This is a genomic window from Solibacillus sp. FSL H8-0538, assembly GCF_038003525.1.
In the GTDB taxonomy this organism is placed as follows: Bacteria; Bacillota; Bacilli; order Bacillales_A; family Planococcaceae; genus JBBOPI01.
The window spans coordinates 1,625,675-1,639,993 of record NZ_JBBOPI010000001.1 but is presented as its reverse complement, the minus strand read 5'-3'; the positions used below and the strand labels follow the sequence as shown (position 1 = coordinate 1,639,993).

Here is a 14,319-nt window from a genome sequence, read left to right as displayed (position 1 = left end):
ATTGTATTGGGACCATAATAATTAACATTGGGCACAATTGTATTTATGTGTATATATAATAAGGAAAAGACGTCTTCGCTTAAAAAAATGAAGTTTCATTCCAGTGTTTTTCTTTATAAGGACCCCACTTAAAATTGCAAATCCATCTAACCCTATTGAAATTAATAAAAAAATTGCTATAATTTGTATATAAAACGGACGTAAGAGGACATCTATTGAATGGAAGAAGTGTTTCTTTGAGCTTGTATATTACTTATGTACTTGTAGGGCTAGCTATTGCGATGCCGGTCGGAGCAATTACAGTAGAAATGACGAAACAAGGTTTAAAAAATGGCTTTATTCATGGCTGGGCGGTTGGTCTTGGTGGCTTGACAGTCGATGTAATGTTGATTTTCACGTTATCGATTGGACTCGCATCGATTTTAGCGCTACCGATTATACAAATGCCGATGTGGTTGATTGGTGCTGGATTTTTAGTTTATTTAGGGATCGATTCGATTAAAAATGCGGATCATGACATTACTTTATCCGGTGAAAAGGTGACCAAATCATTTTTCAGCTCGTTTAAAAATGGCTTGCTTGTGGCAATCTCTCCTGGAAATCTTGTCTTTTGGGTGAATGTATTTGGGGTTGTATTAGCGAAATCGTATGCGGATGGTACGGCAAATAGCTTTTACATCGTAGCTGCTGGCATTTTAAGTGGCATCTTGCTACATGATTTATTACTTTTGACAATCATTTCAATCACACGGAAAGCATTGAACCGTAATATGATTAAGTGGCTAACTGTAGCTGCTGGCGTCTTGCTACTTAGCTTTGCATGCTATTTTGTCTATGAGTTTATTATTGGGATTCAGCAACTTTTATAATAGTACGTAAGGTAAAAACCGGATTTCTTTTAAAGAAGTCCGGTTTTATTATTTAGCGGGTAAGAAAGAATAACTTTCACATCCGCATAAGTAAGAATATCAACTCGCCCTATTTTGGACGAGTTGTGTCTTTCTAATATAGAACAACTTATTCATTCGGCTTGATGACTAACATATTTTGTTCATCAAATTCCCATGATTCTCCGTAGGCAACTTCCCAATAGTACCCGTCCGGATCTTGAAAATAACCACTATATCCTCCCCAAAATACTTTTTGTGGTAGCTTTGAAATAGTAACAGAATGGCTTTGTAAGTGTTTAAAAATGTCATCTACTTCCTCTTCAGACTTTGCGTTATAGGCAAATGTAATGCCTGAGAAACCAGTTTGCATGGAAGGTGGAGTTACCTCATTAATATCTTTTACTAATCCTTCTAATGGATACAGCGAAATTTTTGTGCCTTCATTATTAAAAAAGGCCACGGATGGAGAGCCTTCTTCACCATAACTATATACATCAAATCCTAGTATTTCTAGGTAAAACTCAATAGATTTCGAAAGATTTTTCACACCTAATGTTACTAAATTTAAACGGTTCACTTATTTTCCCCCTTTGCTTTTTTCCGTACGGGTAAAGACTGCTCTTCAATTATTGCTGCTGGCAAGCGATTTCTATACATATAAAGCGCATCTACATTGCTGCGAAGCACTTGGATAGTATCTTCAAGAGGCACTGCATAAATCGTTTTATACTCCACTTCATCTAAATCAATAGTAATAGAAAATGCTAATTGCTCTTTTACAAGTGAAAATTGTGCATTGACGCATGGCTTATTTCCTCTTGCATCAAGTCGAATCCAGCGATCTTCCTCTGCAATATAGACCGCATTTAACGCATGGAGGCAATACCCTTTGTCAGGGGTATCAAATAGCATTAATCGTTGATAACAAAAGCCTGTCGGAATGCCTTGTGAACGTAGCAGTGCCGAGAGTAAATTCGATTTCGCATAGCAAATGCCATGTCCAACTTCTGCTACATCCGCTGCACTACACGTCACTACTTTATTTTGAATATCCCAGGAATGTTGAATGTCATCCCGTACATAATGAAACGCAACCTCTATCTTCTCGGTAGCGGACTGCTTATTATTAAATAATTGTCTAGCTAAACGCTGAATAACAGGATGCATAAAATTCACTTCGGGTGTTTCGATTAAATAAAGTCCGATTGGTGATTTAGCTTGGTACAAAATCGATACCCCCTCTCAAAATGTTACACCATTTATGTAATATTCTACCATAAATTTCACTGATAGAAAATTAAGGAGGGATCGGGTATTCAAAAACATTCCACCTTTTATACAATAGCAACCATTTTCGTGATGACAGTTATTTTTCATCTTGTCCTCATGGAGCTAGAAAATGGACGATCATTTATTGGATTATCCATGGGGATTTCTTTATTGGGCTTTTTTTTCGTGCAAAAAATACTATTAAAAAAACAAATACTACATACATTTACGCTCAGTAAAACTTCATGGTCTTCAATTTTTCAGGGACAATTTTACCTATTTTTATGGGAGTAGTCCTGCACATATTTTTCTACACATCTGATGAAAGTTTTTTAGTCAATCGCTTCGAGGACCTATTTTTGCTCATTGCAATTGGCCTAAAATTGAGCACAGTTTCGGCCCTTTTAGAAGAATTCGTTTGGCGCGGGAATATTTACTATTATTTGAGAAAAGTATTTAATTTTTCAGCAACATCATTTATCATTAGCGCTATTTGGTCAATCTGGCATTTACCAATTGCGCTCCTTTATAAGCCCTATGATCAAGTGGTTCCAGTAACACTCATTTACTTCGCTCTTTTGTTCATTTTGTCATTAGTCATCTGTCTGTTCCGTGAAAAAAGTGGTTCTGTCTTGCCTGCCACAATTGTACACGGACCACTCAATGTTTTTTATTTAAGTGATGGACTTCGGATGACTGTTTCGGTGTCTGAACAAGAATTAGTAAAGTTGCTTGTTTGCTTTCTCGTTCTCATTTTCTGTATTTGTTACTACACATCAAAACACAAACCACTAATCAAATTGACTTAGTGGTTTTTTTGATAATAATTCCCAAATATTTGAATCGAAATTTGATTTACCCAAGTCTAATGGTTGGAAGGAGGCTTTTTTTTATCACTAATTCGCAAATCGAGCTCGTTTACCAGTCGCAGAAACAGGATGAACAAGCATTTTATGAATTAATCAATCCATTGCAAGACCAGCTCTACCGCATTGCACTCATATATGTACAAAATGAAAACGATGCTGTCCATGTTTTTCAGCAATCAGTCATTCGAGCTTACGAGGGGCTACATAATTTAAAAGAGCCGCAAGTTTTAGCAAATGAATTAATCCAGTAGTGAACTACCCTTTTTTAGGGAACTCGAAAAAGCCGATACACCCTTTTTCAGAATGTGTCGGCTTAGCTATTTAGTCGGTACTTTCTAATTACCTTTTTTAAAATTTTCTCCCAAGCTTTTAATAAATAGTATGTTATCGCCTTTTGACTGTTCTATATTGAAATTATCTATCATAAATTGATGAAAATTCGTTCTATCTTTTAAAAAAAGGAGCTTGTAGAAGATGAATGCTGTTCATTTTTATGAGAATAAAACCGTAGTCTTAACTCAATCTTTAAATTCTGTTCCCGCTGTCGACCAAGATATAAAAATTAAAGGCCGAAAAGGTAAAGTTGTAAGCGTTGTTCAAATTGATGAAAACAAATACCATGTCCAGGTGATTTTTGAAAAAGTAGTAGTGAAAAAGCCATTATTAACAGCAAAAGAGCTTGCGAAGAGTAAAAAAAGGTAACCTCCCTGCTTTTATTTTCATTCAAAAGTTGATTATGTCAAAATTGATTGAACATACAATCAAATATCTTCCTGTAAAAAGTGACATATTTCGTCACTTTTTTATTTTTGTAAAGTGGACATAATAATTGACGAGCATGAAGGTAGCAAATTTAACTTTTAGGGAGTGAACAAATCGATGAACAACCGAAATAAACTTTTAACTTATGTATTATCAAGTGTATTATCAATCGGATTAATTGGTAGTGCTGCTGTTTCTACCTTTGCGATAACGGTTTATAAGGACATCCATATCGTCGAAGATTACGAAAAATTGGACGCTAAAACACAGGAAAAAGTGGATGATATTTTTACAAATTTAAAATCCGAATTAGCGAAGCTTGGTGTGACACCGCATAATGGGAAAGATGAGATATTCGCTAATCTAGATGAAGAAGCCAAGGAGAAAGCACATGAAATCATGCATAAAATGAAAGACGGGACCCTTTCACACGAAGAAGCAGCAGCGGAATTAGCGAAACTCGGCGTAGAATTACCCAAACATCCTGACAAGTACGAAAACCTAGATAAAAAGACAAAAGCAAAAGTACATGAGATTATGCAACAAGTGAAAAAAGGCGCTTTAACCAAAGAGGAAGCGGATAAAAAATTAACTAAATTAGGTGTTGAATTACCTAAGCATCAAGGTAAAGGGGAGAAATTTGCGAATTTAGATGATACTACAAAAGCACAAGTGAAAATTCTAATAGAAGAAGCCAAAGCAGATCTTGATGAATTAGGGGTTGAAGTGTCAGATAAGTATTTGAAGCATTTTGAGTATTTGACTAAATAAACGTTATCTTTTGTATCCACTAAGAATTTCACGAAGACATTGGTAGAAAAAAAATGAACGAAGAAACTAGCCATTTCTTCGTTCATTTTTTAATTAGCTCTATTTCAATGAATATTTCCCGAACCCATCAGTGCCTTCACCTACATATTGGATGTTGCCATTTGCAGGGATAACACCGACTGCTTTTTTCGATGATTCGAATATAACTTGTACACCTACTGGTAATTTTGCGAATTTCCAGTTACCGTCTGCAGATGGGTCAATTGTTTTTTCTGCTAAAATGTAGTCGATAATCGCTTGGCGGTTTTCATCTGGATAAACTTCCACGGCCGTTGCGTTACGCACTCCAGGGAATGTACCGTTTGCACGATAGTTATTTGTGGCAACGATAAATTCTTGCTTTGCGTCAATTGGTTTACCATCGAATTGTAAATTGAGTATGCGTGAAGCTTTTTCATTAATGACGGTACCGCTTGGATCGTATTTTGCTGGTTGCGTCACATCAATTTCATATGTGACACCGTCAATCACGTCATAGTTGTATGAACGGAACTCTGTATTAATAAGCTGCTGTTCACCTGTTTTCGTTGCGTCGATTTGATTGAATTGACCAGCAGACATTTCAAGCCATTCTTTAACATCCGCTCCTGTTACTTTGACGATAGCCATTGTATTGTCATATAAATAAAGATCTGCAACGTTTTTAATTGCTAGTTCGCCCTTTGGTACAAATGTATAATATTCTGGATCGCTTCTTGTACCTGCTTTAAATGGTGCACCTGCTGATAGAACCGGTAGTTTTTCATTGGCTGTACCTTTTAATTTATCTTTTACATAAACAGTTTGTGCATTTGTGACGATTTGGATGGATGGATCATCTTGTACTTGCGAGAAGTAACTATGAATATCCGCTGTTGTTGTCCCAACTGCTTGACGCACATATTTGATTGTTCCTTCATGTGCTTCTTTCACAGCATCCACTACGGATTGATCGACATCCGATGCATCTTTTGCAATTGCACGGACTTCCCCTTTACCTTTTTGCACATCCCAGTTATCGCCATTTTTCACAAGCTCTAAGTCAATAACTGCTAAGTGACTACCAAATTTACCTGGCATCACGACTGGCACGCCATTGATTGTGCCATTTTCCACATCAACACCGGTTAAAGACGCATCCACTTTTCCTGGGAATACTTGATGGGCATGTCCTGTAACAATCGCGTCGACACCCTTCACTTTTGTTAATAAATACGTGACATCTTCTTCGCCCACTTCATGCTTTGTATCGCCAAGACCTGAATGGGAAAGAACAACAATGACATCCGCACCCTCTTTTTCCATTTGCGGAACGATCGCTTCTACAGCCTGTACTGAATCGTCTACTGTCACTTTGCCTAGTAGATGTGACTTGTCCCATTTTAAAATTTGTGGTGGAACAATACCTGTTACCCCCACTTTAAGCGTTGTTTTATTGCCATCTGAATCCACTACTTCTTTATCAATAATTACATATGGCGTATACTTTAATTCTTTGGTTTGCGCATTACGAATATTGGCATTAATGAATGGGAAATCCGCATCATCAACGACTTCATCTAAAAATTCCAAGCCATAGTTAAATTCATGGTTCCCAAAAGTTGCGGCATCGTATTTTAGCAACTCCATTGCCTTGATAGACGGATGCTCTTCCCCGTCTTTCAGCTTGTTTACTGCTTGTTTGTATGACCCAAGTGGTGTTCCTTGAATCGTATCACCATTATCAAATAATACTGTATTGTTATTTTCTGAACGTGCTTGCTTAATGAGTGTCGCTGTTTTCGCAAACCCTAAACTATTAGAAACTGTATCTTTATAATAATCATAGTTCACTAGATTTGTATGGATGTCCGTAGTACCTAAAATGCGCAATGACACCGTTGTATTGGCTTCTACAGGACTAAATGACTTTAAGTAGTCTTGCAAAAATTGGTCCATGTCTTTTTTTGTTACGAAGTTTGTAGGATAAATATTATTCTCTTCCTTGAAAAAACCTAATTCTACTAATTTTGCAATTTGACTGCGATAAGCTTTTCCGATTTGTTGACTATCATTAAACGTTTTTAAAACATCTTCTGAATAAGGTTTGCCATCTTGTAATCCTCTGGCAATGATCACAAATGCATGCTGACGAGAAATTTTTTCATCTGGTGCAAAAATTGTTGGAGATTTTCCTGTAATCAGTTTTAGCTCCACTGCTTTTTCAATATAAGGTTTCAATGAATCTGGAACATCTTTAAATGGTACAGACGCACCTGTGCCTAACTTAACCCCCATTGCCTCAATCAATGTTTTAACATATTCACCACGTGTCACTTCATCATTTTCTGCTGCTTTGGCCTGTACACCCGCGTATCCTCCAACCGCAAGAGATAAAGCAAGTGCCGACGCTGAAACTTTTTTCCACATGAGCATTTCTCCTTCTTATTCATCTTATCGAACACCTCAATATTACCAAAAATATATGAAATATGTAAATATATTGAATTTAATTGAAGTTAAATATAGATTAAAAGTAGTTTACAAAATTTCAACCATTTTTATAGCCATATGAAGCAAAATAAAAAGAAGTCTCCAGAGTAAATGCGTACTCTTAACGAGACTCCTATCTTGTAACATATTAATTGATACGTAGCTGCTACTTTTTCAACACCATATCCATGATTTCATTTGTATAGGCTTCTTTAATATTTGCTGGTTTTTTAATTACGCCAAATTGGTGAGCAATGTCAGCCGTTTGTTGGAACATCGCTTCATCAATAACGCCGATATTTGCAGGATCGAAGCCTTCAGGAACAACAAGTTTCGATACTTCTTTCATCATCGTTAATTGATGTTCTCTCGTACTACTGCCTTCCTCTGATTCAGCCATAATAATATCGACTGCTCCTTCTGGGTCTTCAATTGCTGACTGCCATCCTTTTATTGATGCACGCACAAACTTTGCTGCAACTTCTTTATTATCAGCAAGCCAATCTGCGTTAGCAAACAGATTATCCTCAAGCATCGCAACGCCTTCATCATTCATATCGATTACATTTAAGTCACTTTCCGGAATACCTTGTTCAAGTACAACAGGATATTCGTTATAGATCATTGCAGATGCCGCATCTAACTCACCTGCTAAAAATTGATCCATCGTAAATCCTTGTTTGGTAAATTCTAAACCACCATTCGGATCTAATCCATATTTATCAAATAAAGCTAAAATCTCGAATTCATTACCGCCCATCCAGTTACCAACTTTTTTACCCGCTAAATCTGCCCCCGTCATAATGCCTGAATCTTTTTTCGATACGAGTAATAATCCACTTTTTTGATAGATTTGTGCAATTTGAACTAATGGCATTCCTTGTTCTTGGTGCGGCAACAAACTCGCTACCCAGTTAACCCCGATATCGGCTGCACCACTGGCAACCTGTTGCTCTGAAACAATATCCGGACCACCTGGCACAATTGTTACGTCCAGTCCCTCTTCCTCATAATATCCTTTTGCCTGTGCAACAAAATACCCTGCAAACTGTGCTTGTGGTACCCATTTCAACTGTAATGTAACTGGCGTCAACTCTCCGTCTGAAGTTGTTCCACCAGAGGAAGAAGTGGAATCATCACTACACCCTGCCAGTATCGAACCAATTAACAGCACAGTCAACAAAAATAAACGATGAATATTACCAAATTTCTTCTTCATTTGTTATCCCCCTCTAACTTTAATTTTTGCTATATTATGATCTTCAAGAATTATCAAATGATAGATTCTCAAAAATCCGAATACCTATTAAGTTCTCTTAGAAGCATGCCATTTCAAAAATACTTTTTCTAATCCTTCCACTAAAAGATAAAAAAGCACACCTGCAATTGAAGCTATTAAAATACACGCCCACCCTAACGGCATCTTGGCTACTTTAATCGAGTTTGAAAGCAGATAACCTAGACCTCTTGAAGAAAAGAAAAATTCGCCGACAATTGCACCAATCATACTTGCCGTCGTATTGATTTTTAACGCTGTAAAAACATAAGGAAGGCTATTTGCTATTCTCAAATAACGAAATACTTCGATTTTATTTGCAGCATAGGAATGCATTAAATCCAATGCCAAAGGATTCACATTCATCATCCCTTTATGCGCATTAATCGCCATCGCTGCCATCGTTGTAACCGTAACAATCGCAACCCTCGAACCGATTCCATCGCTAAACCAAAGATTCATAATAGGGGCCAATGCGACAATCGGAACTGCATTTAAGGCAACAACTACAACTAAACCGCCTTTCCCCCATTTAGGCCAAGACGTTGCAATTAAGGCGAATAAAAAACCGAGCGATGACCCTAAGAGCATTCCTAACAACGCTTCAGTAAACGTATAACCTGCATAGGAGAGAAGTGTGCTACTGTTTTCTCGAACAGCTTCTAAAATGGCGGATGGTATTGGTAATTGATACGTTCTTAGTTGGAAAATACTATGGAAAACTTGAAACTCCCACAATAAGATAAACAATATCCCTGCTAATGATGGAAGAAGGACTTTTTGAAAACCCCGTACAAACCTCTTACGCTTTCGGTCATTGTTGGAGAGGACCGTTTTTAATTGTGGCGTTGTAAGCTGATTGTCTATTTCAACAGGTTGCTTTACCCAACTTTTGTTATTTTCTACCGATTTCCCTTCCATTTAATCATCTCCTCCTGACTTACGAAACTCTGGTTGCCATGGGGTAACGAGACGCTCGATCAAACTAATGAAAAGATAACTTAAAATCCCAAGCAAAGCACCCGCGATTACTGTCAGCCAAAACATATAATTATGAGAAGGACCGTAATAAAGATTGCGCAGCATAATGACTCCGATCCCATTTGTTGCACCCATTAACTCTACTAAAATAGCTCCTGTAACAGCTAAAGGCGCTGCAATCTTTAGGCCACTAAACAGACTCGGTAATGCTTGAGGAAAACGGAGCTTCCAATAAATTGTCCAAGGCTTGGCTGCATATGAATACATGAGTTCCACTGCTGATGGATCCGCGCTTCGCAACCCTCTTAACATATTTAACGCCACCGGGAAAAACGTCATATACGCAGCTATGATGACTCTGGATACTTGATCATCACGAACAATTCCGTAAACAATCGGTGCCAGTCCTAAAATCGGGATCATTTGTGAAGCGACAGCGTAAGGGAACGCTAATTGCTCGATCCATTTTGATAAACTCATCAAAATAGCTAAAATAATACCTGCTACTGCCCCTAAAGCAAAGCCTATCGCTGCATTCGTTATCGTGACCGAGCCTTCCGAAAAAAGCGTTCCTGCATATTCAGTGAACGTCATAACTAATTCATGTATATACGGCACTTTCGATTGCGCTAAAGGAACTTGTAAGACATTGAGTAAAAACCAGGATATAAATTGCCACATAATCAAAAGTCCAATAATCCATATCAATGTCGGTGTGTAACGATTAAGAACTAAATGCTTCCTCATAGGCTACACTCCTTCAAAGCTGTTGCGAATATCTGATATTAGCTGATAAAATTCCGGACTATTTCTCATCTCTTTTCTTCTTGGACGAGGTAACGGAATCTCAACCACTGCAGATAACCTGCCAGGATGCGGAGATAGTACAAATACTCGATCTGACAAAAATACAGCTTCCGTAATACTATGGGTGACAAAAACAACTGTATTGCCAACCTTGCTCCAGATGGATAATAATTCTTCATTTAAACGTTCACGAGAAAATTCATCTAATGCCGAGAACGGTTCATCCATCAGTAAAATCTCCGGCTCTATTGCGAGAGCTCTTGCGATTGAAACTCGCTGCTGCATCCCTCCACTTAATTGCCACGGATATTTATCCTTAAAGTTGGATAAGCCTACTAATTCTAATAAGTGATCCACGCGGCTTTCTCTTTCAGCCTTGTTTACCCCCATCATTTCTAACGGTAGCGTTATATTCTTTTTCACTTTTCGCCAATCATATAGAACTGGACTTTGAAACACGATGCCATATTTTTGTGCTAATCTTGCTTCTTTTGCCGTTTCTCCTGCTACTTTAACGGTTCCATTTGTTGGTTGAATCAAATCGGCCATAATTCGAAGCAAGGTTGTTTTCCCACAGCCTGATGGTCCAAGCAGCGATACAAACTCGCCCTTTTGGATATTAACAGTCACATCTTCAAGTGCTAATACTTCATTTGCATCTGTTTGGTACCGCATGCTCACATGTTCAATTTCAATTTCTGGAGTACTTACTTTAGCTACTAACATGAAAAATTTCCCCTTTCCGATATAATTGTTAGAAAAGCTGTTCAATAATTACAATTTTTTCTTAAAACAATTCTTAACATGAATATATATGTTTCATTTATGATATATATTAGAAAAAAACCTAAATGATTACTGATAAAACTATTATTACTTCGGAATTCCCATAAGTTTCTAGTGTTAAATGTTATTCAAAACACTGCACCACAAACGAATTAGTGTTTCTTCTATTAAAAATATAAAAATTGTTACTTAATTAAATTCTTTTGTCCTGTTTTCTATCAAAAACGCCACCTAATTAACTCACTGAGGATAGCTTAAATAGATAAATTCCAAAATTAGTAGTTTATCTATATGTATGTAAATACATGAATGAAAATTATAAAACAATGTTTACAATTGAGATTTTACTTAAATATTTTTATATTTCTTTCCATTCGAATATATTTCTGCCTTATTAGCGTTATGTATTTCGAAATTTGTGTGTGTCAGAACGTAAAAAAACCTACTTCCGAATTGGAATTCAGAAGTAGGTTTTCAGTTGGTTTTGTTTCTATTGTTACCTCATTTTTCACAAACATTACAATTAGCGCTGCAAATTTCAACCTTATACCCTGCATAATGAATCTTCTTTATCAGTCAAAAAAAATAATTTAGTTGCGTCAATGAAACGTTCTATTAAGACGTGTTTTGATCGTAAGTTTAATTCTATTGAAATAGGCTCGAATATTACATGGGAAAATGAAGGGCATCTAAAAGCTTGGTGCACAAAGAATTAAGCCTTTACCTGACCTAAATTCACTTGAGTCTAATAAGATGGGCCAATTCTTGTCACCCAAATTGGTTAAGCAAGCGCCTTAAAACAGAATGTTAATACAACGATGACCAGCATGCTGATCATCGGCACATAAAACCATTTCTTATCATCTACTTCTGTTTCATCATCTATTTTGAAAAAGAAATCATCAATTGCTTTAAGCACTTTTAACATGACAGATCCTCCTAATTTGTATATGACTTATACACCAACAATAGGTGCGTCACTACTATTCGTTTTTTACTCAGGCCATCATACTAATCACTTTAGTTACCCTTTTTAAAGGCTTCTTCAGAATTCTTCAGCCAGTTAATCTAAGGGAGCTCCTTGAACAGTTGCTACATTCTATGCTTAAACTACTTTTTGTAGTCCAACTTTATTATGATAGTCAATTGAGAGTGTATGTAAGAAATTATCTAGCTGTTCATTGTACGAAAATGGGCTGTTTAATATGCTAATCTATCTCTTAGAAAGTAAAGCAAAAAAATAGAGCTGACTCTATAAACGTACAGAATCGGCCCAATTTGACTATGCTATATTATTGTACTTATTTTTCAAATAGCTTACTATTTAATTTCCCGAAATCCGGTGATCAATGACTTCCTGAACACGATCTCGATAGTCAACCTTTTCATAAATTCATAATCATTATCAGTCATATATTTTAGTAATGAGTATCATGCGTTAAGTCGTTAAACCTCACGCTAAAACCTTAGTTCCTGCATGTAATTATATAAACTTAATCACATAACTATGTACCTGCAAATCAGAGAGCATATATTGTTGCCTTACCTTTGCCTTTTTGGATAATTTATTCAATATTCGATAAGAGTTTTTCAAAACAAATGAAATGAATTTTTCTTACATCAAACAGTCGATTAATGTAATCGCATCCACTATCGTAAAGACCTTAGTTTCTCCATGTAATGATCTGCACTTAATCACACAGTTTACATGACGATACATTTTGACCTGTACATTATTACTTTATGACTTAATACCAATAGAGCAATCTATACAGGTTTCCCCCTGTGTTTCTTCGTGGATAATTAGTGAACAAGCTTCTATGGTATTTAAAGGCTATTGACTCGATTTTAGATAACAACAATTCGTTTTTATTACACTTTCCCATTTATCTACCAACTCAAACTTTTTTGTGTTATGATTCTAAATAGATTAAATTTTCAGTTATTTTAGGCGCAGGGAGATGATGACTTGACTATTAAAGCTTCTTATCAAGAAGTAGTTGAACTTAATATTGTACATTGGGAATCCATTCAATATACTTATTATCAGCCATCAATGCTCTCCTCCTGAATAGATTATTAAAAGTCCCTTTTTAGTAATCTAGCACAACATAACTAAATTTACGAATTCTGTAATAAAAGCAGCAATATAATATGTGAAAAACATAACATCTACCTAAAAAAACAAACAAAATACACCTAGTATTAACTAGATGCATTTAGGTAAAAGAATAATTTTACTTTAATCCTCTTTAAATATTCAAATTATAATATATTAAATACTTAAACAAGTGTCATACCGTCACTAATTCTAAAATAGCCTTTTGCCATTGGTCTATTTTTGATAATTTTGAAGATATATCTTCCTTTTATTTATCTGTTTGTTGTTGCTTCTTTTTCAAATACTCTGCACGTATTTTTTCAAGTTGCTGCTTTTTATCAAATTTGGCAGGCTTGTGTTTTTCATGATACTTTGTCACAGCTACCTGACCCTTGGTATCCAATTGATATTTCCCCACTTTGTTCACCTACTTTTCTTGTCTTTAAAGAGAATCTATTCAACAAATAAAATATACCCTATTTTACTGAAGTAATCCTTATTAGTGTACTGCTAACCTTGAATATTTCCGTAAAACATTAAAAGCTTAATAAAATAATTCATCGCCAAATGGTATTCATTATACTTATCTATTCGATCTTGAATTGCTGATTCATTTTAAAGTCGGCAATCAAATAGCTAATTTTGACCCAAACAATAAGACCCCCCTTATAGTTACTTGTCATAAATAACTAAAAGGGAGTTTTATTTTTAACATATGAATAGTTGTACGTTTATCACTGATTGAGTGCTTAATAAACTACGTTAGACATTGGTATGACTGTGTTTATCCCTAACTGTTATCCACTTCGATATAAAACATAGCCCCTTCCATGCGTGTACTTGGAACACGTTACCACTCTCAGACCTTTACTGAATCCCTGTTAAAGTGGGGCATACCTTTACATTAGAAATTAAAAGTCCTGTATCGCTCTGTATGACTTACTGACATTTACAGTAGCACTTAAATTGTCTATTTTTTAATTATCTTGTTTTCTTATTAAACCTTTGAGTTCATCGACACTTAAAATCTTATCTTTTCTTTTATGTATCATTCGATAACAATTGGCATACAAAGTTATCAAATCAGTTTCAGGGTTAAACTCAACTGCTTCTTCAATGAAATCTTTTCCAAGTTCTCCATAAACCTCTTTAAAGTTAAAACCACAGGCATAACAATCCAAACCATGTTTTTTAATCGCTAACATTCTATTTCGAGAATCTCTTTCGTATTGTTTGCTAAAGTAATACCTTACCTTCCATAGCGTATAACAGCGTATTTTGGTCATATGTTGCTCT

At 35.9% G+C, this 14,319-nt stretch carries 15 protein-coding genes; 5 read left to right on the top strand and 10 right to left on the bottom strand.

Features of this window, described 5'->3' with window-relative positions; all coding sequences use genetic code 11:
- Positions 1 to 236 precede the first annotated feature (236 nt).
- Positions 237 to 869 carry a LysE family transporter gene (locus MHH87_RS07685; RefSeq protein WP_340750929.1) on the top strand — a complete coding sequence of 211 codons (633 nt, stop codon included), beginning with the start codon at positions 237 to 239 and terminating at the stop codon, positions 867 to 869.
- Positions 870 to 1,017: 148 nt separating this feature from the next.
- Here MHH87_RS07685 and MHH87_RS07680 read toward each other — a convergent pair whose 3' ends face one another.
- Positions 1,018 to 1,467: a VOC family protein gene (locus MHH87_RS07680; protein ID WP_340748728.1), complete on the bottom strand. Its 450-nt coding sequence runs from the start codon at positions 1,465 to 1,467 to the stop codon at positions 1,018 to 1,020.
- Positions 1,464 to 2,057, bottom strand: a complete 594-nt coding sequence (locus MHH87_RS07675; RefSeq protein ID WP_340750927.1) for a transglutaminase-like domain-containing protein — start codon at positions 2,055 to 2,057, stop codon at positions 1,464 to 1,466. Before MHH87_RS07675 ends, MHH87_RS07680 begins: the two co-directional genes overlap by 4 nt.
- Positions 2,058 to 2,518: 461 nt before the next feature.
- Here MHH87_RS07675 and MHH87_RS07670 point away from each other — a divergent pair, with 461 nt between their 5' ends.
- The 4 genes from MHH87_RS07670 (at position 2,519) to MHH87_RS07655 (ending at position 4,561) form a co-directional block, all read left to right on the top strand.
- Positions 2,519 to 2,968 carry a CPBP family intramembrane glutamic endopeptidase gene (locus MHH87_RS07670; protein WP_340748727.1) on the top strand — a complete coding sequence of 150 codons (450 nt, stop codon included), beginning with the start codon at positions 2,519 to 2,521 and terminating at the stop codon, positions 2,966 to 2,968.
- 41 nt (positions 2,969 to 3,009) lie between these two features.
- Positions 3,010 to 3,279: an RNA polymerase sigma factor gene (locus MHH87_RS07665; RefSeq protein WP_340748726.1), complete on the top strand. Its 270-nt coding sequence runs from the start codon at positions 3,010 to 3,012 to the stop codon at positions 3,277 to 3,279.
- Between the two features lie 223 nt (positions 3,280 to 3,502).
- Positions 3,503 to 3,730, top strand: coding sequence for a hypothetical protein (locus MHH87_RS07660; RefSeq protein WP_340748725.1), 228 nt, complete (start codon positions 3,503 to 3,505; stop codon positions 3,728 to 3,730).
- A 177-nt stretch (positions 3,731 to 3,907) separates the two neighbouring features.
- Positions 3,908 to 4,561: a hypothetical protein gene (locus MHH87_RS07655; RefSeq protein ID WP_340748724.1), complete on the top strand. Its 654-nt coding sequence runs from the start codon at positions 3,908 to 3,910 to the stop codon at positions 4,559 to 4,561.
- Between the two features lie 99 nt (positions 4,562 to 4,660).
- Here MHH87_RS07655 and MHH87_RS07650 read toward each other — a convergent pair whose 3' ends face one another.
- The 8 genes from MHH87_RS07650 to MHH87_RS07615 all read right to left on the bottom strand — a co-directional run bounded on the left by MHH87_RS07650 (position 4,661) and on the right by MHH87_RS07615 (position 14,228).
- A complete protein-coding gene (locus MHH87_RS07650) occupies positions 4,661 to 7,009 on the bottom strand; it encodes a bifunctional 2',3'-cyclic-nucleotide 2'-phosphodiesterase/3'-nucleotidase (RefSeq protein WP_340748723.1) in 2,349 nt (782 codons plus the stop codon).
- 229 nt (positions 7,010 to 7,238) lie between these two features.
- On the bottom strand, positions 7,239 to 8,291 hold the full coding sequence (locus MHH87_RS07645; protein WP_340748722.1) for an ABC transporter substrate-binding protein: 1,053 nt from the start codon (positions 8,289 to 8,291) through the stop codon (positions 7,239 to 7,241).
- 87 nt (positions 8,292 to 8,378) lie between these two features.
- Positions 8,379 to 9,269, bottom strand: coding sequence for an ABC transporter permease (locus MHH87_RS07640; RefSeq protein WP_340748721.1), 891 nt, complete (start codon positions 9,267 to 9,269; stop codon positions 8,379 to 8,381).
- Positions 9,270 to 10,076 (bottom strand): ABC transporter permease, encoded by an 807-nt coding sequence (locus MHH87_RS07635; protein WP_340748720.1) that lies wholly within the window; start codon positions 10,074 to 10,076, stop codon positions 9,270 to 9,272. It lies immediately after the preceding gene.
- Between the two features lie 3 nt (positions 10,077 to 10,079).
- Positions 10,080 to 10,862: an ABC transporter ATP-binding protein gene (locus tag MHH87_RS07630; RefSeq protein WP_340748719.1), complete on the bottom strand. Its 783-nt coding sequence runs from the start codon at positions 10,860 to 10,862 to the stop codon at positions 10,080 to 10,082.
- Between the two features lie 841 nt (positions 10,863 to 11,703).
- A complete protein-coding gene (locus MHH87_RS07625; protein WP_340748718.1) occupies positions 11,704 to 11,850 on the bottom strand; it encodes a hypothetical protein in 147 nt (48 codons plus the stop codon).
- A 1,441-nt stretch (positions 11,851 to 13,291) separates the two neighbouring features.
- On the bottom strand, positions 13,292 to 13,441 hold the full coding sequence (locus tag MHH87_RS07620) for a hypothetical protein (protein ID WP_340748717.1): 150 nt from the start codon (positions 13,439 to 13,441) through the stop codon (positions 13,292 to 13,294).
- Between the two features lie 559 nt (positions 13,442 to 14,000).
- Positions 14,001 to 14,228: an HNH endonuclease gene (locus MHH87_RS07615; protein ID WP_340748716.1), complete on the bottom strand. Its 228-nt coding sequence runs from the start codon at positions 14,226 to 14,228 to the stop codon at positions 14,001 to 14,003.
- Positions 14,229 to 14,319: the final 91 nt, after the last annotated feature.